Raw genomic sequence first — 24,330 nt, forward strand, 5'->3', positions numbered from 1 at the left:
CACGCAACAGAGAGCGCAGGTCTTCCACCATGATCTCAAAGCATCCGGCACCGATCCAGCGCCGCGTCTGCTGGTACACCACCGGCCACGGCGGAAGATCGTTCGGCATCATCCGCCAGTGCGCCCCAGTCTTCACCAGCCAGCGCAGAGCGTTGAACACCGCTCGCAAACTGTGCGACCGCTGCGCAGCGTCCTCCCGGCACAACGCCAGATAGGGCGCCACAAACGCCCACTCCTCATCGCTCACATCACTCGGATAACCAACCTGACCCTTATTCCCCATCCAACTATGCTCCGCGATGACAACAACACAATCACCGCCTTCCTACAGATGGGGAATTAAAGTCATTAACAGTCTCTAGGGCAGCCGGGATACTTGGCCTCTCCAGGCAAACCGCAGATCCTTCGACTGCGCCTCTCGCGGTGAGACTGCGAGAGAGGCTTCGCTCAGGATGACGCTTTGTGGGCGGCCTAGACTTTGTGGGCGGACTAGACCTTCAGGTTGCGCATGTAGTCGGCGTCGACTTTGAGTGAGTCGAGCCAGGGCATGTCGAAGGCCTCCTGTTCGACGAACATGTGGCGGATCTTCTGGGTCTTTGCTGCCTGCTGGAGGATGGGGCGGTAGTCAATGTCGCCCTGGCCGAGCTCGGTGACCTTCGCGCCTTTGAGGCCCGCGGCGGGGCTTTTGAAGTCCTTGACGTGAAGCATGGAGAAGCGGTTGGGGTGGTCGCGCATGAGGTCCTGAGGCTTGTGGCCGGCGACGACGGCCCAGCCGCAGTCGAGCTCGAGGGTGGTCTTTTTGGGGTCCATGATGCGGAGCAGCTCCATGTAGGGGACCGTGCCGTCGATGGGTTCGAACTCGTGGACGTGGTTGTGGTAGCCGAAGGTGATTCCGGCGGCGGCGGTCTTTTCGGCCATCTTGTTAAATTGCTCGGCGTTCCACCGCCAGTCGTCGAGGGTCATGGTGCGGCTGTTGGCGGAGGCTCCGGGGGCGAGAGGCTCTTTGAAGGTCGGGCTGGAGCAGATGAAGTACTGGACGCCGACCTCTTTGTCGAAGGCGAGGAGCTCGTCGAATTTGGTGCGCAGGTCGGTTGCGGAGTGATGGGCGCTGACGCAGTGCAGGCCGGCCTTCTGGAGGGACTGCTTTACCTCGGCGGCGGTCTTGCCGAAGTAGCCGGCGGATTCGACCTCGCGGAAGCCGGCTTTGGCTACCTGCTGGAGCGTGCCTTCGAAGTCGGATGGGAGCTGCTGGCGTACGGAGTAGAGCTGGATGCCTAGCGGAAGGCCGAGCGGTGCAGCGAAGGCGGTTGGGCGAGTGGTGGCGTAGAGGGCTGCTGCAGCGGAGGCCTGGCCGAGGAATCTTCTGCGCGAGATCATTCATTGCTCCTGGTGCGGGGTGAGGTAGTCTTTCGCGATCTCCGCAACAGTAATCGAGACTGTGGCTTACGTCCAGTTTGCGGTCAGCTGCGTGCGCGCTCGCGCTGGAGTTCGCGGTAGGCCTCGCTTTTGCCGATGCCGCGGTCGCGGGCGACGCGCTTGAGGGCGTCCTTTTCGGAGAGGGACTCGGATTGCATGAGGGCGGCTACTTCGGAGGCGATGCTCTTCTGTGTGGTGGCGGCTTCAGCGGCGGAGGGGGTGAAGAGGAGGACGATCTCGCCGCGGATGGCGGGGCGGGAGGCAAGCTGTTTTTGCAGGTCGCTTGCGGTGCCGCGGAGGAACTCTTCGTGGAGCTTGGTGAGCTCGCGGGCGATGACGATGGGCTGTGTGGGACCGAAGGTGGCGGCGAGGTCGCCGAGGGTGTCTAGGATGCGGTGCGGGGCCTCGTAGAAGATGTGGGTGGAGTTGTCGCGTCCCGCCTCCTTTATCCGGAGTTGTTCGAGGGCGGTCTTGCGCTGGCCTTCTTTTGCGGGGAGGAATCCGTGGAAGGTGAAGGAGTCGGTTTTGAGGCCGCTGGCGATGAGCGCGCTGATGGCGGCGTTGGCGCCGGGGATAGGGAAGACGGGGATTCCGGCGGCGATGGCGGCGGAGGCGATCTCGTGGCCGGGGTCGGCGATGCCGGGGGTTCCGGCGTCGGAGACGACGGCGATGCGGGCGCCTTGTTTAAGTTGTGTGAGAAGTTCTTCGGCGCGGGGGCCTTCGTTGTGGAGGTGGTAGCTGACGGTGGGGGTTTGGATACCGAAGTGGTTGAGGAGCTTTTGCGTCTGGCGGGTGTCCTCGCAGGCGATGCGGTCGGCGGAGCGAAGGATGCGAAGGGCGCGGAGGGTGATGTCCTCTAGGTTGCCGATGGGGGTGGCGACGAGATAGAGGCCGGGGGCGAGGGGTTGGTCGTTCTTGTCTGAGGACATCGCTTGCTAGTCCTCGCGCTCCTGCTGGCGCATGCGGCGGCGGACGTTGAGCAGGCCCATGGAGTGGGCGAGGTTTTGCGGGGTGATGATGCCGACGATGCGATCGCCGTCGAGGATGGGGACGAGCTGGGCGCCCTGGCCGGCCATGATGCGGCGGAGGGTTTTGACGAGGGAGTCGTCGGGCTGGGCGGTCTGGAAGGAGCGGGTCATGACGCCCTGGACGTAACCGTTGCCTTCGGACTGGAGGGCTTCGACGATGCCCTGGCGGGAGACGGCTCCGACGAGGTTGGCTCCGCGCACCACGGGGAAGACGTCCTGGAGGGTGTGGACGGAGCGCTGCAGGGCTTCCTCTAAGGTGTCGGAGGCGGAGAGCGTGGAGAAGTTGGTGAGCATGACGTCGCGCATGCGGACGGGGTCGGTCTCGGAGTGGAGCAGGAGGCTGGAGTCGTCCATGTGGGCGCCAATGAAGACGAAGCCGCCGATCATGATGAGCCAGATGTTGGGCAGGATGCAGCCGGTGATGACGAGGATGAGGCCGATGATCTGGCCGAGGCCGGCGGCGGCGCGGCTTCCTTTGAGGACGCCGTGGTTGCGCGCGAACTCGCCGCGGAAGATGCGGCCGCCATCGAGCGGAGCGGCGGGGAGGAGGTTGACGGCGGCGAGGAGGAGATTGATCCAGACGACGGCGCGGAGCAGGCGCGCGGGGGTGACCCATGGGCGCTCGAGGAGACTGATCTCGGGCGCAACGGTGAGGATGATGGCGCCGAGGATAAGACCGAAGAGGAGGTTGGCGATGGGGCCGACGAGGCCGAGTCGCTTGCCGATCTCGGGAGTGGCGGCGCGGTCGGAGGCCTCGGGCGTGGCGTAGGTCTGGAGGCCGCCGGTGGGGAGAAGGAGGATGCTGCGGAGCTCGAGGCCGTACCAGGCGGCGGCGATGGCGCGCGCGATCTCGCGGACGATGACTGCGAGGAGGAGAAGGCTCCACAGAAGGAAGCCGCGGCCGCCGGTGGACCCGGAGACCGAAGAGTAGCTGATGGCGAGGCCGAGCAGCAGGAGGAAGAAGGTGTGAATGCGAATCTCTACACCGAGGAATCTGCCGATCGAAAAGGACCACCCGCGCATGCTTATGATTGTACGGGTTGGGCTTTGCGGGGAGGAAGATGCGCGTAATTGCAGGGAAATTTCGTTCGCGGATGCTGACGGCGCCGCGCGGGATGAAGACGCGGCCCACGAGCGATCGTCTGCGCGAGACGCTGTTCAATGTGATTGCACCGAGGATCGAGGGTGCTCGCTTCGTCGATTTGTATGCGGGCTCGGGTGCGGTGGGGATTGAGGCGATCAGCAGGGGAGCGGAGTTTGTCTGGTGTGCGGAGAGTACGCCGGCGGCGGTGAAGGCCATTCGGGAGAATCTTGCGGCTTTGAAGGTGGATAGCGGATTTTCTGTAGAGGCTCGTGGGGCGAGTGTGTTGCTCGACGAGCTGGTGAGGCGTGGGGAGAGGGTGGATCTGGTGTTTCTTGATCCTCCGTATGAGGCTGCGGCTGAGTATGCGCGGACGCTGGAGTTTCTGGGTGGGCTCGGGAGTGCGGTGCTGGCGGAGGATGCGCGGGTGATCGCGGAGCATCGCAGCAAGGAGGAGCTGGGGGGCCGGTATGGGGTCCTGGAGAGGGTGAGGGTTTTGAAGCAGGGGGATGCAGGGTTGAGTTTTTATGCGGTGCAGGTGGAGGGGGCCTGAGGGATTTGTGGCGGCGCGAGCGAACTGCGGGGGTTCTTCGCCTTCGGCTCAGAATGACGCCTCCTAAAAATGACGCCCTCAAAAATGGATTTCGAAGAGGGAACAGGTTAGGAGAAGCCTCCGCCGTGGTGTTGGCCGGTGCGGAGGTCGACGGTGAAGGGGACTTCTTTGTCGGTGAGGAGGTTCCAGCCGGTACCGTGGAGGGTGTGGCTCTCGATGCTGGTGATGCGGATTCCCTCCCAGCTCAGGCGCTGGGTGTGCCAGGCTTCGCCGTTCGGCCCCCAGGCGAGGATGGTGTGGAAGCTGGTGAAGAGGAGGAGGTTGTTGGTTGGGTCGGTGTGGATGGAGACGACGGGTTTGAGAGGGATGTGGGTGGAGTGCTCGGGGTGGAGCGTGTCGATGATGTAGGCGTAGCCTCCGGCGACGGCGCAGAGCTGGTCGGGGTTGGGACAGGCGTGGACGGCGGTGGGCATGGTGGGGTCGGTGAAGCCGAGGGCGCAGGTGGCGAGGAACTGGCCTCCGGTGGCGGGGCGGACGAGAAGCTGGAGCGCGCCTCTGGCGAGGGCGTCTTCTTCGCCGGCGACCTGCTGGGGGTAGGTGAACTGGCGCGCCGGGGCGATGAGGGGCGGGCCTTTGAGGATTTCGGCGTGCCAGGTGTGGGGGAACCAGGTGTGGTGGAAGGTGGAGTCGGTCATCCGCGAGCCTTGATGTTTTGGTTGACCCAAGCCTCTTGCTCCGCAGTGTCGGGGACGGGATAGCCGCGAGCGATCGAGATCTGCGACCACGCATCGGCCGGAGGAATGCCAGAACGAATGAGGAGGCTTGCGGTAACCACGCCTGAACGACCGATGCAGGCGCGACAGTGCACGCCGATTCGCTCGCCGGCAGAGATCCGCTGTTCGAGTTCAGAGACGAATGCTGCAAATTTTTCCAGGTCTTTCGGAATAGTGCGATCAGGAATGGGGAAAGAGATAAGCGAGATTCCGGCACGTTCCGCGGCGCTCTGTTCATGCTCAAGTCCAAGTTCAGCGGCTTCGTGAGGCTCGAGCATCGAGACGACGCTATCGATGCCAGCTTCTCGCAAGGCGCGCATCTCATCGTTCAGCCAGTTACCTCCGCGCGGGCGAGGCACGATGGCTAGTTGTGGCGTGATCCAGTAGGGTCGGACGTTCATCGTGTTGCGTCCAGAGCCTGGGCGATGTCTTCGAGGAGGTCTTCGATGGCCTCGCAGCCGGCGGAGAGTCGGATGAAGCCTTCGGCGATCTGGTCGCCTCCCCAGCGGGCGCGGCGCTCGGCGGTGGAGGTGATGCCGCCGAAGCTGGTGGCGTCGGTGAGGAGTTTGGATTGGGCGAGGAAGGTCTCGGCGGCGGCCTTGTCGCGGAGGATGAAGCTGAGGACAGGGCCGTAGTAGCGCATCTGCTTCTTGGCGATGGCGTGGCCGGGGTGCGTGGGGAGGCCGGGATAGAGGACGGTCTCGACCTCGGGGCGGGTTGCAAGGAACTCGGCGATGGATTGCGCGTTCAGGCAGGAGCGTTCTAAGCGCAGGGGGAGAGTTGCGATCGAGCGCAAAGCGAGCCAGGCCTCCATGGGGCCGAGGATGCCGCCGGTGAGGGTGCGCCACTGGTCGATCTTCTGGCGGAGTTCGAGGTCGCGGACGGCGACGTGGCCGAGGAGGATGTCGCTGTGGCCGGTCATGGATTTCGTGTCGGAGGCGACGGAGAGGTCGGCGCCGAGGGCGAGAGGGGACTGGCCGAGCGCGGTGGGGGTAGTGTTGTCGACGGCGACGATGGCTCCGGCGCGGTGCGCGGCCTCGGAGAGGAGAGCGATGTCACAGACGTCCATGGTGGGGTTGCTGGGGGTCTCGATCCAGAGGAGCTTTGCGCCTTCGAGGTGTTGGAGCTGGGCGTTGTTGGCGGTGGGCGTGAGACGGAGCCGGATGCCCATTTGAGCGAAGTACTCCTGGGCGAGGACGCGGGCGGCGTAGTAGGCGTTCGCCGGAAGGACGGCGATGTCGCCGGGGCGGAGGATGGCTCCGAAGACGGCGGTGCAGGCGGCCATGCCGGAGGCGAAGACGAGCGCGGTGGCGCGGTAACCTTCGCCTGACTCAATTTGGGCTAACGATTTTTCGAGGTGCGTCCAGGTGGGGTTGTGGGAGCGGGCGTAGGTGTAGGGGATGGCGGAGGGGTCGCCGGGGGCGTGATACGGGGCGGCGAAGACGGGGCCGGGGTGGAGAGGTTCGCCGGGTGCGGTGCGGGTGAGCGTGGAGCGGATGATCTTTGTGGCTTCGCGCATTGGTCGATTGTATTGGTGACGGCGGTTTGGAGCCTTTGGTAGAGAAGCGGGTCTCTCCACTCCGCGTTGCGCGCTCCGGTCGAGATGACAACTTCTCTTGTTGCGCGCTGCGGTCGAGATGAGAATTCTTATTGTCGTGATGAGCTATGAGAAGTGCTGCCAGCCTCCGGGCTTGAGTTCTGTGGGGGCTTTGGCGGGGCGGATGAGAGTGATGCGTGGTTTGTTGGCGTGCGTGCGATGGAGAGTGCCGATTCGGGTGATGGGAACTTCGGCGATGCTGCGTGGGATGCGGGTTGTGGGTGATGCGGTGAAGAGGAGTTCGTAGTCTTCGCCACCGTGGAGCGCGGCGTGGAGGGCTTGGTCGGGCGGGAGCTTCTTTGCGAGGGAGTGGAGAGGGATGGATGCGGCGTCGAGTTCGGCGCGGAGGCAGGAGGATTCGCAGAGATGGGTGAGGTCGGTGGAGAGGCCATCGCTGAGGTCGATGGCGGCGGTGGCGAGGCGGCGGCGAAGGAGAGTGGCGCCGATGGCGAGGCGCGGCTGGGGGTAGAGGTGCGGATGGGAGGGAGAGGCCGTGGCGCGTGAGGGGCGTTTGGAGGCGGGGAGAGCGGAGAGTTCGGCTTGGGCGCCGCCGAGGGAACCAGTGACGTAAAGGATGTCGCCGGGGTGCGCTCCGGAGCGGCGGAGGGAACGGCCGGTGGGCGCGGAGCCGATGAGGATGATGTCGGCGAGGATGAGGTCGGCGGGGGATTGGGAGGTGTCGCCGCCGGCGAGTGGAGTGTTGTGCCGGAGGGCGAGGGTGCGGAGGCCGGAGAAGAAGCCATCGATCCAGCGCTGGCCGCGGGCGGTTCGGAGCATCTCGGCGGGGAGCGCGAGGGAGAGGAAGGCGGCGAGCGGGGTGGCTCCCATGGCGGCGAGATCGCTGAGGCCGCGGGCGAGGCAGCGATGGCCGACAGAGGCGGCGGGGTGGAGGTCGCGGCGGAAGTGACGGTCTTCGAGAGAGAAGTCTGTGGTGACGAGGATCTCTTGGCCGCGAGGCGGGCGGAGGATGGCACAGTCGTCGCCGATGCCGAGGGCGAGGGAGTTGCCGCGGCCAGAGCGCTGGCTGGAGAAGGTACGGCGGATTTGCTCGATGAGGCCTAGTTCTCCCAGCGGCTTGCGGTTCTGGAGCATGCTTGAGGAAGCATAAACGGTCGGACACGGCTGCGCTGAAGCGAGGTTGTAAAGGAGCTGAATAGGTGAGTGCTCGTACAGCTTTTGTGCTATGGCGGGATGACGCGGCGGGGATAAATTGAGTTGCACCGGCGTAACCTGTTTGTTACCCTCGAAAGGTCGCCTAAGAGAGTCTGTAATTCCGAAATGGCAATTAGTGAATTTGATTTGCCTGGTTTGATTTTGGATTGCACGCTCTTAGCGCCGCCGATCCTGGCGGCCAAACTCTGGGCCGTGGGTCGTTGATTGAAGCTGAAAAAGCGCTACTACATCATGTTTGTCAGCCGCGATGGGGATGGCACCCTGAACAAGGTTCCGGTGCCGTTGCATTATGCTTACCTCTTCGTGGCGGCGGCGGTGATTGGTATGTTCACGATCACGGGGCTGGCGGGTTCGTACTCGCGGATGCTGATTAAGACGGCTCGGTTCAACCAGCTGCGGCAGGATCACAACGCGCTGAAGAAGGACTATGCGCACCTGGAAGAGTCGGCGCGCGAGAAGGATATTCAGGCGGCTTCGCTGGGCTCGCTGGCGAACGAGGTTTCGGCGCTGTACGGACTGACGGCGAGCAAGCTGGCGGTTCCGATGGGCCGGATGACGGGCAGGAGCAGCAAGGCGCATGCGGCTGCTGTGGTGGAGGCCGCGGCCAATACGCCGGTGACCGAGACGGCGAGCCTGACGGATGACAGCTACTACAAGTCAGTGGACGCCTTTTATTCGCTACGCAACGAGGCGATGAGCGGAGCGGCGGCGCGCGCGCTGGGCGGATTGAATCATCCGGGCTATGGGGCGGGATCTGCGACGCTGTTTGGCGGGTTTTCGCCGCTGGATCAGGACGCGGCGTCGTATGTTCCGACGCTGTGGCCGGTGATGGGACCGATCACGAGCAGCTTCGGGCAGCGTGAGGACCCTGTGCTGGGCAGCGGCGAGGGCGAGTTCCACAAAGGAATCGACATCTCGGCACCGAACGGCGTGCCGATCCGCGCGACCGGCGACGGCGTGGTGAAGTCGGCGCAGATGGAGAATGGGTACGGCCGCGAGGTCACGATTGATCACGGCCATGGGGTGGAGACGCTGTACGGGCATATGTCGGGCTTTGCCGTGATGGTGGGCCAGACGGTGGTGCGCGGACAGGTGATCGGCTACGTGGGACACAGCGGGCGTGTCACGGGCTCGCATGTGCACTACGAGGTTCGCATTCGCAATACGGCGGTGAATCCGCATAAGTATCTGCGGGTGACGCTGGCAGAGCTTGGCTCGGAGGCTCCTGCGGCGCCGACGGCTCCTCTGGCGATGACGATGACGAAGACGGCAAAGGCGGCTGGGCTGGAGAACCGCTAGGTTCGAAGCAGAGTGGAAGAGAAGAAAGGAGAGGCGAGTTTGCCTCTCCTTTTGTTTTGCTCCGGGCTTGCTGCGCGGAGGCTAGGTCTTCCGCCTGTGGCAGGGTGATGTTGCCGTGAAACCATGTAGAGTGAGGGTCTGCCGGAGAGGAATCGAGCTTCGAGCTTCGGCCCTGAGTTTGAGGGTGAGGGCAGACGAATCTTTGCGAGAGGTGCGGATTGACGCTGCTGCGGTGTTGGCTTCGGGGAGTGCTGGTTGCGGGGTTGTGTGGAGCGGCTGCGTTGCGCGCGGGGGCGCAGGGCAAGCCGATTGCGGGTGAGAATACGGACTACACCAGCTCGCTGAACAGGGCTGATCGCGTGGAGTGGTTTCGCGATCAGGGGTTCGGGTTGTTTCTTCACTGGAGTGTAGACAGCCAGCTTGGGGTGACGATCAGCCATTCGCTGGTTGGGGCGTCGCCGGAGTACACGGAGCGCTTCTTCAATGAACTGCCAAAGACGTTCGATCCGGTGCGGTTCGATCCGGCGGAGTGGGCTCGGCTGGCGCGGCTGGCGGGGATGAGGTACGTGGTGTTTACGACGAAGCACCACTCGGGCTTCGGGATGTATGCGACGGAGACGACGCCGTTCAACGTGATGAATACGCCGTTTCATCGCGATGTTACGGCAGAGGTGCTGAAGGCGTTCAAGGAACAGGGCATCGCGCCGGGAGTGTATTTCTCGCCGGACGATTTTTACTGGCTGCACAAGAACGGAAAGCTGATCACGCGCGGGGTTCCGGAGGTGCAGCCGAGCCATAATCCGGGGCTGCTGGAGTACGACAGCGCGCAGCTTCGCGAGCTGCTGACGCACTACGGGCCGGTGGACGTGATCTTCTTCGACGGCGAGGCGACGAGCCTTCGGCAGTTGGCGTGGAGGCTGCAACCGAACATTGTGGTGACGCGTGGGGCGATGAGGACTCCGGAGCAGACGATTCCGGGTCAGGCGTTTGATGAGCCGTGGGAGTCCTGCATCACGATGGGGGATGCGTGGCAGTACCAGCCGCAGAACGATCACTTGAAGTCAGGACGCGAGCTGATCCGACTGCTGGTGCAGACGCGCGCGAAGGGAGGGAACCTGCTGCTGAATATCGGACCGAAGCCGAATGGCGAGTTGCCGGCCGAGCAGGAGGAGCGGCTGCGTGAGCTGGCGTTGTGGATGTTCGTGAACTCGGAGGCGATCTACGCGGTGCGGCCGTGGATTATCACGAACGAGGGCGAGGTGTGGTTCACGAAGAAGAAGGATGGGAGCGCGCTGTATGCGGTGGTCGATCCGGCGACGCCGTGGAAGCTGGGGGAGTGGCAGGAGCTGGTGCTGCACTCGGTGAAGGCGACCGAGAAGACGGAGGTTAGCGTTCTGGGCGCCAACGGCGAGGTGCTGGAGTATGCACCGAAGGTGGTGCCGAAGACGACGTTCCGGATGGAGAGCGACGGGCTGCACATCCGGACGATGCGTTCGCAGCGCCTGCAGGACAACCGGCAGTGGCCGAACCCTGTGGTGGTGAAGATGACGCATGTTGAGCCGGCTCTGGTGCCTCCGCGGGTGCAGACGGGGAGCTACCGGTGGGATGAGAGCTCCGGGAACTACCGGCTGGAGGGTGAGTTGGTGGAGATGGGCGGGGCGAAGTTGCTGGAGGTGGGGTTTGAGTACCGTCCGATCGACGGCGAGGACATCCATGCCCGCAGCGCGACGTGGGTTACGATGCCTACCCAGACGGTGACAAAGCCAGGGACGTTTTCCGCGACACTGGAAGGACTTCCGAGGGAGAAGCACTACGAGTTTCGTGCGGTAGTGCGGCATCCGCTGCTGGCGTTGTATGGTGGAGACGTCACGCTGCGCAAGACAGCGAACTCTCAGTAAGCTGCATCCAAATTGAGAACAAGACTGCCTGGTTGACACTTCACAGGGCCCTGTGGCGTGGAGGGCGTTATGACAGGCGTTGAGACCAAATCCTCTGGCTTTCTCAGGGTAGCTGGCGCTATTGCAGCCGCTGTTCTTGGGGGTTTCCTGATCTTCCATCTGACGCGGCCTGCGCCGCGGACGCCGCCGATTGCCCCAACGGAGTTTGATGGCTTTGTGGCGGATTCGAGGTCGCGCCAACTGCTGCGCGATGCAGAGATCATCGTGACGCTGGGCCCCTACTCGGCGCATCAGACGACGGACACCTTTGGACGCTATTCGATTTCGTTTGCGAGTCCGCATGCCGATGCCAGCGAGGCGAGCGTTGAGATTCATGCCGCAAACTATGGAGATTACAAGAACACGATCGAGCTGAGGCCGGGGATCAACTACGCCGAGATCATGCTGGTCCCGACACCGCGAGCCATGCTCTCGGTAGCCACCCCGCCGGCTAAGCCAGGGGATAAGACCGTGCCCATGCCGGAACCGGCTGTCGGAAAGGCCCACGTCTTTTTCAGGAGGATGCCTCCGGATTTTATGAGGGCGAACACGACGTATGTAGGGCTTTCGGACAAGAAATAACCGAGGTCCCTAGCGGGTGAATGCATCGGCGAGGGAGATGATTTTGAGCTCCTTGTTGAGGGCGTCGACGGGAGAGTCGCTGGTGATGGTGATCGTGCGGGGCTCGTTGGGCAAGAGATCGAAGTAGTTGTCGGAGAGCTCGACTGACTGGGCGCCGAAGGTGATGTAGGCACTGCGGGCGAGGGTTTTCGAGGAGAGCGTAAGCGTGTAGGAGCCCTCTTTACCGGGAGTGGGCGCGAGGGTGTGGTCTATTTGCGCGGGCGGCAGGTGAATCTGCTTTGTGGGGACGAGATAGAGAAGGTTAGTGGAGACGGTCTGGCCGTCGACGGCGAGGTCTGCGGCTACGAAGACGGTAGCGGGGTCGACGCCGAGTTTGCCGAGCATCTCGGGGAAGGCCTGGGCGTAGTAGATCTTGCTGGAGAGCGGGTCGACGCGCATGGACTGGGCGTGCTCGGTGACGACCTTGCCGTCGAAGGTCATGATGCGGATGCGGAGGTCGGCGTTGATTGGCGCGGTTTTGTCGGAGACGACGTAGACGGTGAAGTCGTCGTCTTCGATGTGGGGCGAGACGAGCAGGGGCGCGTAGAAGCGGCGCGCGTAGTACTGGAGGGCCTTCCAGTTGCCGTAGTAGTCGATGGAGGACCAGGAGGCTACGGGCCAGCAATCGTTGAGTTGCCAGTAGAGGGAGCCCATGGTGCGGGGGCGGTCGCGACGGTGGTGTTCGGCGCCGACCTTGATGCCCTCGGCCTGCAGGACCTGGCTGGCGTAGAGGAAGGAGGGGAAGTCCTTCGGCTCGGCGTAGTACTTGAGCATGTAGTCCTGGATGATGGAGTTGCCTTCGTTGTTCTTCTGATGGGCGAGCATGACGGGGGTGAAGATGCTGGTGCGATCAGCGGGATCGGTGAAGGCGTCGATGGTGCTCATCTGAGGGAAGGACTGAAAGCCGTACTCGGTGACAAAGCGGCCGTGCTGGTTCTCGTGGTCGGTGAAGGGGACACGGCCATGCCAGACACCCCAGTCGTGCATATCGCCGGAGGTGTAGGCGGGGGAGACGTCTTCGTAGTCGGCGCTGGGTGAGCTGGGCCATTAGGGGATGTCGGGAGCGAGGCGGGCGACGGTGCGATCGAGAATGCTGGAGAAGAGAACGAGGTAGTCCTCCCACATGCGTCGGCGCTGCTCGGGAGTGATGGCGTTGGCGATGGAAGAGACGCGGCCCCAGCCCCAGGAGATCTCGGTCTCATTGTTGCCGCACCAGAGGACGATGCTGGGGTGACTGCGCAGGCGCGTGACCTGGTACTCGGCCTCTTGCTCGACGTTCTGTTTGAACTCGTAGGTTCCGGGCTGCCACTCGTTGCCGAACATGAAGTCCTGCCAGACCATGAGGCCTAGCTCGTCGCAGAGCTCGTAGAACTTGTCGGTCTCGTAGTAGCCGCCGCCCCAGTGGCGGACCATGTTCATGTCGGCATCGACGGCGGACTGAAGGATGCGGCGGTACTGAGCGGTTGTGACGCGGGAGGGAAAGGAGTCGAAGGGGATGACGTCGGCTCCCTTGGCGAAGACGGGGATGCCGTTCACAACCAGGGAAAATGCCCGTCCCCAGCGGTCGCGTGGGCGCTCGAGCTCGATGGAGCGGAGGCCTGTGCGCGTGGTCCGCTTGTCTTCGAGGCGGGTTCGGATGCGCAACTCGGCCGTGAACTGGTAGAGGGACTGCGCGCCGTAGCCGGCGGGATACCAGAGGGCGGGATGAGCGATCTCGACAGGGACTCTGTGATGGTGTTGTCGCCGTGATGGAGCGTGATGGCCCGCGTGGTGGTGATCTTCCTGCCGTCCTGTGTGTAGGAGAGGACGAGTGAAGCGTCGGTGTCGATGGCGGAGGTGACGGCGACCTCTGCGTTGATGCGAGCTACGCGCGGTTTTATGTCGATTTGCGCGATGTGGAGGTCGTCGATACGCGCGTTGTTCCACAGGCTGAGCGATGCGGGGCGCCAGATGCCGCTGGTGACGAAGGTGGGTCCCCAGTCCCAGCCGTACTCGTAGGCGGCGCGGCGGATGGAGGTCTTCTCGGGAGCCTTGAGGATGGGCTGCCACTTGTCGTGCGAGGCGCGTTCGTGCGCGGCCTTGTCGGGCGGGGGGAAGACGACGCAGAGCTGGTTGGCTCCTGGCCTGAGGAGCGGCTTCAGGTCAGCCTGCCAAGCGCGGAACATGTTGTCGGAGGTGAGAAGGAGCTTGTCGTTGAGATAGACGAGGCGTAGGTGTCGAGACCTTCGAAGACCAGGTCAATATGTCTGCGGGCGAGCATCGCGCGGTCGGCGGTGATGGTGGTGCAGTACTCCCATCCGGCCTGGCTGATCCACTGGTATTTGGCTTCGTTGTCACGGTAGAAGGGGTCGCTGATGACCTTGTTGGCGATGAGGTCGAGGTGGACGTCGCCGGGGACGGAGGCGGGGCGCCACTGCGCGCTGGGCGTATCCATCTGGCGGAACTGCCAGCCGGTGTTGAGCGGAAGAGTTTGGCGTGAGGATTGCATGGCGGCGATGGCTGAAGGATCGGCCAGGAAAAAAAAGGCAAGGCTGGCAAGGCAGAGGGGATGCAGGGACACGAAACAACGCATGGAAGAAGCATCTTCGAGCGGAGGGCAATAGGCAAGCCGTTTCCCGAATTAGGGTGCAACCAGAATGGTTCCTAACGGTGCACCTTTTGTGGAGTATGCCTTCGGGCGGTGGGGTCCTATTCTCACGATGGAGTCCTGCAGACGGGCCGTCGTATTTGCCTTGGTTTTCCTTTGCGCGTCGTGCGGGACTCCAAAAATCAAGTTTGCAGTGGTACGCAGAACGGAATTGATTGCATGGGCCAGACGTCAGCCTCTTTTCGGCAGGAAGCGCAGGGCTTGGATGAATCCATCTCATTGTCAGAAGTCATCTCGGCGCTGTCGTTCGCGATTGACTTGACCGAAGGAGCGGTGCATGGGCATGCGCTGCGGAGCTGCCTGCTGGGGATGCGGATCGCCGAAGAGGCGGGGTTGAGTTCGGAGGAGACGACCAGCCTGTACTATGCGCTGCTGTTGAAAGACATCGGCAACGAGGAGATGATCGGCCTGCGGTGCGATCGCGGCGCCAGCATCGTAAGCAAGCTGGGGATGGGGCCTCTGGCTGCCGAGGCGGTGAGGAGCCTCGAGGAGCACTGGGATGGTTCGGGCTACCCGAAGCGGGCGCGCGGTAAGAGAATTCCGTTACTGGCTCGCGTGTGCGCCGTGGCGCAGCACCTGGACGTCTTCTCGATGGGGCGGAGCCCTTCAGTGGCGATCGAGACGCTGGAGCAGTGGAGCGGAACGTGGTTCGACCCGGAGCTGGTGCGGGCTGCGTTGTCGCTGGACCGGCGGGGTGCGCTGTGGACCTACTGCAGGGCGAGCGACAGCCACGAGATGACTCGAGCCGCGGTGCTGGATCTTGATCCGCGGAAGCGGCAGCGTCTGGACGACCGGCAGATCGACCGCATCTGCGAGGCGTTTGCCGATGTGGTGGACTCGAAGTCACACTTCACCTTCCGGCATTCGGTGGGCGTGGCCGAATTGGCGCGTGGCATCGCGAAGAACCTGGGTCTGCGTTCGGATCGCGTGCGGCTGGTGCGGCGCGCGGCTCTGCTGCACGACATCGGCAAGCTGAGCGTGGCGAATACGATTCTGGACAAGAAGACCAGGCTTACGGATGCGGAGTGGAAGGTGGTCGAGCGACATCCGGGACTGACGCGGCGGATTCTGGAGCAGATCGGGCCGTTTCGGGAGATCGCCATCGTGGCCGGCGAGCATCACGAGAAGCTGGACGGAAGCGGGTATCCGAAGCACCTGATGGCCGCCGATCTGTCGATCGAGGCGCGGATCATTGCGGTGGCGGACGTCTACGGCGCTCTGTCGGAGGACCGGCCTTATCGCGCGGGTCTGCGGTACGAAGAGATTCTGCCGATCATGCGGGCGCTGGCTCCGCGCAAGCTCGATGGCGACTGCGTGAATGCGCTGATTACGCTGATTGGCGATGATCGTGGTGTTGTGTACGAATCGCCGGTGAGAGAGATGGCGGGGGCCTGCGCCTGAGTGGGGGGATGTAAAACGAAACGGCCCGGGTGACCGGGCCGTTTCGTTTTTACGAGAGGCTACTTGTTTCCAGAAACCTACTTTCCGGTGTACGTGACGCGCCAGACGCTGCGCGAGCCGTCGTCGGTGACGTAGAGGTCACCTTCTCGTCCGACGGTGACACCGACGGGGCGACCCCAGACCTGGCCGTCTTTGGTGACGAAGCCTGTGAGGAAGTCCTCGTAGCTGCCGTCGGCGTGGCCGTTCTGCATGGGGATGCGGATGACGTTGTAGCCTGTGCGGTTGGCGCGGTTCCAGGAGCCGTGCTCGGCGGCGAAGGCGTTGCCGCTGTACTCGGTGGGGAACTGCGACTTGCTCGTGGGATAGAACTCCATCTGAAGGGAGGCCATGTGCGGCTGCACGAGGACGTCGGGCGTAATGACCTTCGATGCCACATCAACGCGTTTGCAGTCTTTTGCCTCGGCGGCGGTAAGTACCGGTGCCTGAAGGTTGACAGCTGTGCCGTTCGCGCAGGGCTTGGGAAGTCGGGGGTCCTGGTGCGGTCCCAGGTAGTACCAGGGCCAGCCGTAGAAGCCGCCCTCCTTGATGGAGGTTACATAGTCGGGCACGAGATTGTTGCCGAGGTTATCACGCTCGTTGACGGAGCACCACAGCTCGCCTGTGACGGGGTTGATAGCCTCGCCGACGCAGTTGCGAATTCCGTTGGCGTATACCTTGAGGAACTTCCCGTCGGGGGTGTATTGGAGGATGCTGGCGCGGTGGAACTCTTTGGGGTGCGTGTCGGGGTCATCGATGTTTGAGCCGGAGCCGACGGAGACGAGCATGTGCTGACCGTCCTTGGTGAAGACGACATCGCGGGTCCAGTGGCCGCCGCCGGTGAGCTGGGCGTAGCCGGGGATGTCGGGGACGATCGTCTCGGGCGCGCCGGTGGCGTGCAGATCGCCGGACTTGTACGGGATGCGCTGCACGGTGGTGGCGTTTCCGACGTAGACGTACTTCGGGTTGTCGGCAGGATAGAAGGCGATGCCGAAGGGATGATCGAGGCCGGTTGCGAACTTTTCGATGTGCGCCGCCTTGCCGTCGGGTCCGACGCCGCGGAGGATGAAGATGGTTCCCGCGCCGGAGTCGGCGAGGAAGAGGTCGCCGTTGGGAGCGGTGCGGATGAGGCGGGGCATGGTGAAGGTGCCACCGCTGGGCTCCATGTGCTGCTTGTTCTCCGAGCGCTGCATGGGCTTGGCGTCACCTCCGGCGTAGAGCGTGACTTTGAATCCGGCTGGAGCGATCGGCCATGCATCCTTCGGCCGCTCGATGACGTGGGGCGTATTGCTCACTGATTCGGCTATATTCGGCGCGGGGAGGTCGGCGACGGTGATCTTGCGACGGACGCCGGGTTGCTGCTGGCTCCAGTCCGCAAAGGCGGCCTGACCAGTAACGGTCTTGGTGTTGGATTGGGCGAGGAGTGTTACGGGTAACAGCGAAAAAGCCAATAGCGGGATGATCCCGTGGCGCATGGGTGAGTTTCCTCCTGGAAGAGCCTGGTATTTATGCTAGCTGCTATCTGTGAAAATGCGCTACTGCGGGCTAAGGCGTTTCAACTGCCGGTATAGGTGATGCGCCAGATGGAATTTGAGGCGTCGTCGGAGACGAAGAGGCTGCCATCGACACCGACGGCGACTCCCACGGGCCTGCCCCAGACTGTGCCGTCGGGATTGACGAAGCCGGTCATGAAGTCCTCATGGACGCCGGTGGCCTTGCCGTTCTGGAGCAACACGCGCAGCAGCTCGTAGCCTCCTCGGATGGACCTGTTCCATGAGCCGTGCGAGGCCACGAAGAGGTCACCTCGGTAGAAGGCGGGAAACTGCGAGCCGGTGTAGAAGGCGATCTGAAGCGGTGCGAAGTGCGGCGTCAGAAGCGTGTCGGGGACGATGGTCTTCTGTGCGAGTTCGGGATGGTTGGGCGGAAGGCGCGGGTCGGGGTTTGGGCCGATGTAGTACCAGGGCCAGCCGTAGAAGCCGTCTTCCTGGATATGCGTTACAAAGTCGGGCGGAAGGTTATCGCCGAGGTCATCGCGTTCGTTGACCGAGACCCAGGGGGTACCGGCTGCGTCGACGGTGAGCCCGACGGCGTTGCGCAGGCCTGAGGCGTAGATCTTCAGAAAGGCGCCGTCGGGCGTGTAGGCGAGCACGTCAGCACGGTTGGTCTCGGACTTGTCGGTGTCGGTGTTTGGCGCGTTGCCGTTGGATCCGACGGAGACGAGCAGGCGGTTGTCGGTGGTGAAGGCCAGGGTGCGTGTGCTGTGGCCACTGCTGGGAAGGCTGGGAACGATGGTCTGCGGCGTGCCGCGCGCCACGGTGTCGCCTGCCTGGTAGGGAAAGCGAACGACCGAGTTGACGTTAGCGATGTAGACGTACTGCGGGTTCGCTCCCGCGGGATAGAAGGCGATGCCAAAGGGGGCGGTGAGATTGGAGGCGAAGGTGGTCTTGGCCTGGGCCATGCCGTTGGAGGCGATGCCATGCAGAACAACGACGCTGCCGGGATTGGGCTGGGCGACGAAGAGGTCGCCGTTCGGCGCGACGGCGAGCAGGCGCGGGTTGTCGAGTCCCGTGGCATAGAGCTGCACGGTGAATCCGGCGGGCACCTGCGGGAGCTGATTGTTTGCTCGGGCGACAAGCGTGGATTGGTTGCTCACTGAGCGTGTGGCGTTTGGAGCGGGCAGGTCAGCAGGGGTCAGGAGACGACAGAGGCCGGGCGCCTGTTTGGTGTAGTCGGTGAAAGCGGCTGCGCCGGTCTGGACTGCGCCGACACACCCGGCGTTGGCCTGCGGAGCTGGCGCAGGAGCAGGAGCCGGAGCTGGAGTTGGAGCAGGAGCCGGAGCTGGAGCAGGAGCCGGAGCCGGAGCAGGAGTTGGAGCCGGAGCAGGAGCTGGCGTAGGAGCCGGGGTTGGAGCCGGAGCCGGAGTTGGGGCAGGAGCCGGAGTTGGCGTAGGGGCCGGAGTTGGCGTAGGAGCTGGCGTAGGCGCCGGAGTTGGAGCCGGAGTTGGCGTAGGAGCCGGGGTAGGAGCCGGAGCTGGCGTAGGAGCCGGGGTAGGAGCCGGAGCTGGCGTAGGCGCCGGAGTTGGCGTAGGAGCCGGAGTTGGCGTAGGAGCCGGAGTTGGCGTAGGAGCCGGAGTTGGCGTAGGAGCCGGAGTTGGCGTAGGAGCAGGAGTCGGAGTCGGCGTGGGAGCTGGCGTTGGAGCTGGAGCTGGAGCTGGAGTAGGATCCGGCGTAACAGGGCTTGCGGTTGTCGCCATGGTCACCGGGGGTGAACTGTCGCCGCATCCTGCCAGTAGGAGAAGCACGAAGACGATTGCGGGGAGGAGTCTGGAAACGAGTCGGGGGAACGGGGGCATGGAAACTCCAGAGCGCGAACAGGCGTTATCGGGGAGGGCGTTTTAGCGAGAAGGAAGGCAATGTCGCAGGTGTAGAGCGTCGATCGCCGCAGACTTCGCATCAGGTCAATGTGAGGAGACAGCCGGCTTTTTCAGCGAGGCTCGACCGCAGGCGTCTCGGGGAGTTGGATGCCGGAAGTGGACGGCGTGGTGGCATTGGCTAGTTGCTGCAGCAGCTCTGTGGGGACGGTTGCGGTGAGGACGGCGCGATCCTTGTGCTGCTCCATCCGAAGCGAGCTGATCATCTCGATGAGGGCAGCATCGGATTGATTGCGCGGCCTAACCTGTTGGATCGATTGGAAGAGATGGATCAGGGTGGAGAGATTCTGGGCTGCGCGTGCGGCATCGGCCTCGGTGGGGGAGATCTCCTCGATACGGAGGCGGAGGGTTCCGGTGTAGCGGAGGCTGGCGACGAAGGTCGTGTCCTCGGGCAGCGGAAGCTGCAGGCCGAAGATCGTGATGTAGCCGCGGTCGGAGAAGGGAAGGCCGATGTGCCCGATTCCCCAGGCGCTCGAGAGCAGCGGAACGTCGCGGTAACGGGCCGACAGCAGCGAGGAGCCGGAGAAGGGCGAGGCGGCCGAGCGATGGCGATCGAGGATGGAGTGGATCTGCTCGGCCGTGGGCATGTTGGAGGCGGCGATGGAGTCGTAGCCGAGCTGCGCGATGCGCAGGGGGCGTGTGACGGAGCCGTCGGTTACGGGGACGGTGTAGACGGTGTGGCTGGCGTAGGTCTCGCGCGCGGTGGCGATGGAGTCCAGATAGCGCGAGAGGCGCTGCCCGTCGAAGCGACCCTCGAAGACCTCGGAGTAGCCGACTGGGCCGTTCGGCCCATTGGGGTCGTCCATGCGGTGCAGAGCGAAGGCGGTGCTGTCGAGGTCGCGCTCCGGCACGATTCCGGTGGCCTCGATGAACTTCTGATATTCGGGCGCGCGTGTGACGGGGGAGCGGTCGAAGTGTGTGGCCAGCCGCAGGGGCTTGAGGTTGACGTAGATGATGGCGTCCGACTCGGGCAGCAGGCGCGCGGCCTCGGGGGGCGCGGCTTTGCGCAGGATGATTGCGACGATGAGCGCGGCGATCAGCCCAAGCGCCAGCAGAAGGGAGTATCGGGTTGACCTACGCATCGGTTGAGTTCGACATTCCGTAGTGATGCATCAGTCTGTTTCTACTCTGTCCGGCGGCAGAGGGCAATGTGCGGGTTCACTCGGTGATGGCGAAGGTGTAGATCTTGCCGCCGTTGGTGGCGTTTCCCGTGCCTGGAGGAAGGATGCCGAACTCGCCTCCGCCGACCGAGCGGTCGATGGTGAATCGCCAGGTGTGCTGGCCGGCCTTGGTGGCGTGGAAGGGGACCTCGTCGCGGTCTGCGCCGCTTGAAGAGTGGAAGACTCCTCCGGTCATCACGCGGAACTCTCGGTTGTCGGAGTTGATGCGGAAGCGAAGGAAGTCGTACTCGGCGATGTCGACGCCGGTGGGGGCGTAGATCAGGATCTCGATGGGAGCCTGCAGGGCCAGCTTGGATTCGCGTCCTTTGAGATGGCCGTTGCGGTCCTCGCGGATGATGCCGTGCGTCGCTGTCGACTTCAGCCAGCCGCCGGACTTGATGTGGACGACCTCGGTCTCGAGCGGCTGCCAGGTGCCGTTGCGGTCTTTGTAGTAGGCGCCGATCTCGCTGACCTCGGAGACGGGTGGCGGCGGAGGATCGTCCGTGGTTGCCGAGCCCTCCGGGGTGAGGCGCTTGCGGCCCTTGTTGATCATCGCCGAGATGACTCGCTCGGAGACGCCGGCGTCTTTGAGATCGACCAGCGAATCGGCGTCCGTGGTGTACTGGCCGGGCTGCGCGAATATGGCCTGGAGGATCAGCTCATCGCTGAGACCGGCGCCGACCATGCGGATGATCGAGGCATTGTTGAGGGTCTTGGCCTGGGCGGGTGCCGCGGTGATCGGGCCGTCGGGTTGTGGCGTCTCGGCGGTCTGGGCGAGACAGGGTGCGGCGGCAAGCAGCAGTGCAGCAAGGAGATTTGCCAGCCGGATGCGCGGCAAGAACATGCGAAACCCCTCCCAGGGGGACGTTCTGTGTCGTTGGACGAGGGAAAGGCTATCACGCAACCCGATGTGTGCAAGGAGAATTCGGTTGGGTGGATCTACGGTCCCATCTGTCATCATAAGTAGAGAGGCCAGTGTAAGTTCGGGGCCGGGGAGTTCGTTACGATGAAGTTGAAGTTGCCCGAGGGAGAGTTCAAGGCTTATTTGTTTGACTGCGATGGAACGATCGCCGATTCGATGCCGTTGCACTACATCGCGTGGAAGAGTGTTCTGGCGGAGTGGGGGTGCGAGTTTCCAGAGGATCTGTTCTATGCGTGGGGAGGGATGCCGGTGGTGGAGATCATCTCGACCCTGAATGAGCGGCAGGGGTTGAGCATGCCGGTAGTGGATATTCAGCGGCGCAAGGAAGAGATGTTCTATGCCAACCTGCCGCAGATGAAGGCGGTACCGGAGGTTCTGGAGCATATCGAGGCGCGGCACGGAGAGATTCCCTTCGCGGTGGTCTCGGGCAGCACGCACGAGTCGGTGCGTGCGTCGTTGAACACGCTGAACCTGCTGGATCGCTTCGAGGCGCTGGTGTGTGCGGGGGACTACACGCGCAGCAAGCCGCATCCGGAACCGTTTCTTCTGGCGGCGGAGCGTCTGAGCATCGCGCCCGAGAACTGCCTGGTCTTTGAGGACACAGCGCTGGGAATTGAGGCGGCGACGGCGGCGGGAATGGCGTCGGTGCGGGTCCCCGCGCCGTGGGAGCGGCGCAACTGACGCTTCTCCTGTGGGAAACAGCGGAAGCGCCCGCCTTAGGCTGCATTGCGGGTGCGGTGTGGCTGTGCTAAAGTTAGGTCTGCGGCGCACTCTGCGCAGGCACGACTGCGCGTCAGCCAGATGGTGCTTACAGGGGGCAGGACAAGGCTGTTTGGGCTGGCGTAGCTCAGCTGGTAGAGCATCTGATTTGTAATCAGAGGGTCGGGGGTTCAAGTCCCTTCGCCAGCTCCAGTTTCACTCAGCGAAGAGATTGGATTTGGTTGTACTGTCGGGCCGTTCTGGCCAAGCAGAACTCCGGAGACTTCTTCAAGGATGATTGACCCGCTCGATCGGCGGCTTTTTGATCGGCGCGCGGACTTGATGGGGTGTGGAGGCTGCGCGGTAGGCGGGTTGGCAGCGAAGTGCACAGGTGGCCGAGTGGTTAATGGCAGCAGACTGTAAATCTGCCGCGCAACGCGCTACGGAGGTTCGAATCCTCCCCTGTGCACCATAAAGTTTCATTGGAGTTGTTGTAAGCAGCAGATCAGGGGAGCGGTAATTGGACTTCAGCCCCGCCGGCAGCGGACGAATGGCAGTAGCGCTGAGCGTACTTGGAGTTCTGGCTATCCTGGCGTGGCGGACGATGGAGCCGGGAAGGTTCCAATCGCTGACATGGTTGCTGTTAGGATTTTTTGCCTTTCGCGTAACGCTCGGATGGCTGCGCTCGCGATAGGATTGTAGGGTTGGTTGTAGAAGGCTGATGTAGCTCAGTGGTAGAGCACTCCCTTGGTAAGGGAGAGGTCATGGGTTCAAGCCCCATCATCAGCTCCAGGATTTGTTGGGCGGGCTGGTAAGGCCGCGACCAGGGGAAGAAGGCTTTGAATGGCTGACTTGCTGGCTCGCTGACTTGCTGACTCGCTCAAGAACAGGCGGGAGTAACTCAGTGGTAGAGTCACAGCCTTCCAAGCTGTTGGTCGCGGGTTCGATTCCCGTCTCCCGCTCCAGAGAACAGAAGGCACTCCGCAGGAGAGTTTGTTGAGCACGTTGAAAGAGCAGCCGGTACTTCCGATCGCCGACCCCGTCGCCTTTGGCGCGGTGAAGACAGCAATCGAGACGTCGTTTTCCTCCGGGAAGATTCGCGAGTTTCTGCGCTCGCTGGAGCGCCGGAACGTTCGCATTCGCGAGTTCGAAGATGTCCTGGGCAAGGGACTGCTGGGCCCGAAGGCTGAGGCCGAGTACAAGCGGCTTCCGGACGGCGACCAGGGCCAGATCCGCGAGTTCTACTTGGCGAGCCTGGAGAAGGTCGTGCCGGAGCTGAGACAGCAGTTCTTCCGGCTGTACGCGTACTACTGAGAGTTTGATCTTCCCACGACAAAGTTTGAAGTTTTGACCTGAACCGCCGGCCTGCGCCGGCCAAACAAAAGACGGAGAGAGCAATGGCGAAGGAAAAATTTGACCGGTCCAAGCCGCACGTGAACATTGGGACGATTGGTCACATTGATCACGGCAAGACGACGCTGACGGCGGCGATCACGAAGGTTCTGTCGAAGCACAACCCGAAGAACGCGTTTCGTTCGTTCGACACGATCGACAACGCTCCTGAGGAGCGCGAGCGCGGCATCACGATTGCGACCTCGCACGTGGAGTACGAGACGGCGAACCGTCACTATGCCCACGTCGACTGCCCGGGCCACGCCGACTACATCAAGAACATGATCACGGGCGCGGCGCAGATGGACGGTGCGATTCTCGTGGTCGCAGCGACCGACGGTCCGATGCCCCAGACCAAAGAGCACGTTCTGCTGGCGCGCCAGGTCGGCGTGCCGTACATCGTGGTCTTCCTGAACAAGTGCGACGCGGTTGAGGATCAGGAGCTGGTTGACCTGGTCGAGATGGAGGTCCGCGAGCTTCTGTCGAAGTACGACTTCCCGGGCGACGACGTTCCCGTGGTCCGCGGTTCGGCGCTGGGCGCTCTGAACGGCGAGGCGCAGTGGGAGGCCAAGATCGACGAGCTGATGGACGCTGTCGACAAGAACGTTCCGCAGCCGGACCGCATGGTCGACCTTCCGTTCCTGATGCCGATCGAAGACATCTTCTCGATCTCGGGCCGCGGCACCGTAGTCACCGGCCGTATCGAGCGCGGCAAGGTGAAGGTTGGCGAGGAAGCCGAGATCGTGGGCTTCCGCGAGACGCGCAAGACCGTGGTGACGGGCGTCGAGATGTTCAAGAAGCAGCTGGACGAGGGTCTGGCGGGCGACAACGCCGGTCTTCTGCTTCGCGGCATTGCGAAGGAGGACGTGGAGCGCGGCATGGTTCTGGCCAAGACCGGCTCGATCACCCCGCACACGCAGTTCAAGGGCGAGGTCTACGTTCTGTCGAAGGAAGAGGGCGGGCGTCACACACCGTTCTTCAATGGCTACCGTCCGCAGTTCTACTTCCGCACGACGGACGTGACGGGCTCGGCGAAGCTTCCTGAGGGCACCGAGATGGTGATGCCGGGCGACAACATCGCGCTGGAGATCACGCTGCACACCCCGGTGGCCATGGAGAAGGGCCTGCGCTTCGCCATCCGCGAGGGCGGCAGGACCGTCGGCGC

Annotated in this window: 23 protein-coding genes, 4 tRNA genes and 2 pseudogenes; 12 read left to right on the forward strand and 17 right to left on the reverse strand. The window is 63.3% G+C overall.

The features are described 5' to 3' along the window. From Q363_RS22735 to Q363_RS22750, 4 genes are all read right to left on the reverse strand, one after another. A partial coding sequence (locus Q363_RS22735) for a transposase (RefSeq protein WP_035355222.1) occupies positions 1 to 283 on the reverse strand: 283 nt, incomplete at its 3' end. A 206-nt stretch (positions 284 to 489) separates the two neighbouring features. Then, positions 490 to 1,377: a sugar phosphate isomerase/epimerase family protein gene (locus Q363_RS22740; protein WP_035355187.1), complete on the reverse strand. Its 888-nt coding sequence runs from the start codon at positions 1,375 to 1,377 to the stop codon at positions 490 to 492. An 83-nt stretch (positions 1,378 to 1,460) separates the two neighbouring features. After that, positions 1,461 to 2,345, reverse strand: coding sequence for a 16S rRNA (cytidine(1402)-2'-O)-methyltransferase (rsmI, locus tag Q363_RS22745; RefSeq protein ID WP_035355190.1), 885 nt, complete (start codon positions 2,343 to 2,345; stop codon positions 1,461 to 1,463). A 6-nt stretch (positions 2,346 to 2,351) separates the two neighbouring features. Further along, complete coding sequence (locus Q363_RS22750) at positions 2,352 to 3,467, reverse strand: CBS domain-containing protein (RefSeq protein WP_035355193.1); 1,116 nt, start codon at positions 3,465 to 3,467, stop codon at positions 2,352 to 2,354. A 38-nt stretch (positions 3,468 to 3,505) separates the two neighbouring features. On the opposite strand from Q363_RS22750, the gene rsmD reads away from it, so the two are divergent. Then, a complete protein-coding gene (gene rsmD, locus Q363_RS22755; protein WP_035355224.1) occupies positions 3,506 to 4,078 on the forward strand; it encodes a 16S rRNA (guanine(966)-N(2))-methyltransferase RsmD in 573 nt (190 codons plus the stop codon). A 107-nt stretch (positions 4,079 to 4,185) separates the two neighbouring features. Here the strand turns inward: rsmD and Q363_RS22760 are convergent, their stop codons facing one another. From Q363_RS22760 to thiL, 4 genes are all read right to left on the reverse strand, one after another. Then, positions 4,186 to 4,773 carry a hypothetical protein gene (locus tag Q363_RS22760; RefSeq protein ID WP_035355196.1) on the reverse strand — a complete coding sequence of 196 codons (588 nt, stop codon included), beginning with the start codon at positions 4,771 to 4,773 and terminating at the stop codon, positions 4,186 to 4,188. Continuing rightward, positions 4,770 to 5,252, reverse strand: coding sequence for a protein-tyrosine phosphatase family protein (locus Q363_RS22765; protein ID WP_035355197.1), 483 nt, complete (start codon positions 5,250 to 5,252; stop codon positions 4,770 to 4,772). The genes Q363_RS22760 and Q363_RS22765 overlap by 4 nt, the downstream gene beginning before the upstream one ends. Further along, a complete protein-coding gene (locus Q363_RS22770) occupies positions 5,249 to 6,370 on the reverse strand; it encodes a cystathionine gamma-lyase (RefSeq protein WP_035355199.1) in 1,122 nt (373 codons plus the stop codon). Before Q363_RS22770 ends, Q363_RS22765 begins: the two co-directional genes overlap by 4 nt. A 144-nt stretch (positions 6,371 to 6,514) precedes the next feature. Continuing rightward, positions 6,515 to 7,669 carry a thiamine-phosphate kinase gene (gene thiL / locus Q363_RS22775; protein ID WP_245632398.1) on the reverse strand — a complete coding sequence of 385 codons (1,155 nt, stop codon included), beginning with the start codon at positions 7,667 to 7,669 and terminating at the stop codon, positions 6,515 to 6,517. Between the two features lie 162 nt (positions 7,670 to 7,831). Between thiL and Q363_RS22780 the strand changes: the two genes are divergently transcribed. The 3 genes from Q363_RS22780 to Q363_RS22790 all read left to right on the forward strand — a co-directional run bounded on the left by Q363_RS22780 (position 7,832) and on the right by Q363_RS22790 (position 11,439). Further along, positions 7,832 to 8,920, forward strand: coding sequence for a M23 family metallopeptidase (locus Q363_RS22780; protein WP_051979172.1), 1,089 nt, complete (start codon positions 7,832 to 7,834; stop codon positions 8,918 to 8,920). Positions 8,921 to 9,138: 218 nt separating this feature from the next. Continuing rightward, positions 9,139 to 10,818, forward strand: coding sequence for an alpha-L-fucosidase (locus Q363_RS22785; protein ID WP_211256308.1), 1,680 nt, complete (start codon positions 9,139 to 9,141; stop codon positions 10,816 to 10,818). 69 nt (positions 10,819 to 10,887) lie between these two features. Next, a complete protein-coding gene (locus tag Q363_RS22790; protein WP_035355205.1) occupies positions 10,888 to 11,439 on the forward strand; it encodes a hypothetical protein in 552 nt (183 codons plus the stop codon). A 9-nt stretch (positions 11,440 to 11,448) separates the two neighbouring features. Here Q363_RS22790 and Q363_RS44545 read toward each other — a convergent pair whose 3' ends face one another. From Q363_RS44545 to Q363_RS44560, 4 genes and pseudogenes are all read right to left on the reverse strand, one after another. After that, the gene (locus Q363_RS44545) at positions 11,449 to 12,465 is read right to left on the reverse strand and encodes a glycoside hydrolase family 2 protein (protein ID WP_245632399.1); all 1,017 of its coding nucleotides are present in this window, start codon (positions 12,463 to 12,465) and stop codon (positions 11,449 to 11,451) included. 60 nt (positions 12,466 to 12,525) lie between these two features. Next, on the reverse strand, positions 12,526 to 13,014 hold the full coding sequence (locus Q363_RS44550) for a glycoside hydrolase family 2 protein (RefSeq protein WP_245632401.1): 489 nt from the start codon (positions 13,012 to 13,014) through the stop codon (positions 12,526 to 12,528). Between the two features lie 114 nt (positions 13,015 to 13,128). Then, a pseudogene (locus Q363_RS44555) lies at positions 13,129 to 13,527 on the reverse strand (hypothetical protein); the annotation flags it as partial. Then, positions 13,482 to 14,050 (reverse strand): annotated as a pseudogene (locus Q363_RS44560) (glycosyl hydrolase 2 galactose-binding domain-containing protein); the annotation flags it as partial. The pseudogenes Q363_RS44555 and Q363_RS44560, both read right to left, overlap by 46 nt. 276 nt (positions 14,051 to 14,326) lie before the next feature. Here Q363_RS44560 and Q363_RS22800 point away from each other — a divergent pair. Further along, the gene (locus tag Q363_RS22800; RefSeq protein ID WP_169747091.1) at positions 14,327 to 15,526 is read left to right on the forward strand and encodes an HD-GYP domain-containing protein; all 1,200 of its coding nucleotides are present in this window, start codon (positions 14,327 to 14,329) and stop codon (positions 15,524 to 15,526) included. 77 nt (positions 15,527 to 15,603) lie between these two features. On the opposite strand, the gene Q363_RS22805 is transcribed toward Q363_RS22800, so the two are convergent. The 5 genes from Q363_RS22805 to Q363_RS22825 form a co-directional block, all read right to left on the reverse strand. After that, positions 15,604 to 17,037: a PQQ-dependent sugar dehydrogenase gene (locus Q363_RS22805; RefSeq protein ID WP_035355211.1), complete on the reverse strand. Its 1,434-nt coding sequence runs from the start codon at positions 17,035 to 17,037 to the stop codon at positions 15,604 to 15,606. Between the two features lie 80 nt (positions 17,038 to 17,117). Beyond that, entirely contained in the window at positions 17,118 to 18,215 is a 1,098-nt protein-coding gene (locus tag Q363_RS42190; protein WP_051979169.1) for a PQQ-dependent sugar dehydrogenase, read from the reverse strand. Positions 18,216 to 18,243: 28 nt separating this feature from the next. Then, complete coding sequence (locus Q363_RS42195) at positions 18,244 to 18,843, reverse strand: hypothetical protein (RefSeq protein ID WP_051979170.1); 600 nt, start codon at positions 18,841 to 18,843, stop codon at positions 18,244 to 18,246. Between the two features lie 202 nt (positions 18,844 to 19,045). Then, the gene (locus Q363_RS22820) at positions 19,046 to 20,074 is read right to left on the reverse strand and encodes a hypothetical protein (RefSeq protein ID WP_051979171.1); all 1,029 of its coding nucleotides are present in this window, start codon (positions 20,072 to 20,074) and stop codon (positions 19,046 to 19,048) included. Positions 20,075 to 20,150: 76 nt separating this feature from the next. Continuing rightward, positions 20,151 to 20,996, reverse strand: coding sequence for a hypothetical protein (locus tag Q363_RS22825; protein WP_035355215.1), 846 nt, complete (start codon positions 20,994 to 20,996; stop codon positions 20,151 to 20,153). A 162-nt stretch (positions 20,997 to 21,158) separates the two neighbouring features. Here Q363_RS22825 and Q363_RS22830 point away from each other — a divergent pair, with 162 nt between their 5' ends. The 7 genes from Q363_RS22830 to tuf form a co-directional block, all read left to right on the forward strand. Then, a complete protein-coding gene (locus Q363_RS22830) occupies positions 21,159 to 21,755 on the forward strand; it encodes an HAD family hydrolase (RefSeq protein WP_035355218.1) in 597 nt (198 codons plus the stop codon). Between the two features lie 155 nt (positions 21,756 to 21,910). Next, positions 21,911 to 21,986, forward strand: a tRNA-Thr gene (locus Q363_RS22835). A 172-nt stretch (positions 21,987 to 22,158) separates the two neighbouring features. Continuing rightward, positions 22,159 to 22,245, forward strand: a tRNA-Tyr gene (locus Q363_RS22840). A gap of 245 nt (positions 22,246 to 22,490) precedes the next feature. Next, positions 22,491 to 22,565 (forward strand) — tRNA-Thr (locus tag Q363_RS22845). Between the two features lie 98 nt (positions 22,566 to 22,663). Next, positions 22,664 to 22,738: transfer RNA gene (locus Q363_RS22850), tRNA-Gly, on the forward strand. 31 nt (positions 22,739 to 22,769) lie between these two features. After that, on the forward strand, positions 22,770 to 23,087 hold the full coding sequence (locus Q363_RS22855; protein WP_084080661.1) for a hypothetical protein: 318 nt from the start codon (positions 22,770 to 22,772) through the stop codon (positions 23,085 to 23,087). A gap of 83 nt (positions 23,088 to 23,170) precedes the next feature. Continuing rightward, the coding region (gene tuf, locus Q363_RS22860) for an elongation factor Tu (RefSeq protein ID WP_035355220.1) at positions 23,171 to 24,330 on the forward strand (1,160 nt) is incomplete at its 3' end.

This window comes from Edaphobacter aggregans DSM 19364, assembly GCF_000745965.1.
GTDB lineage: Bacteria > Acidobacteriota > Terriglobia > Terriglobales > Acidobacteriaceae > Edaphobacter > Edaphobacter aggregans.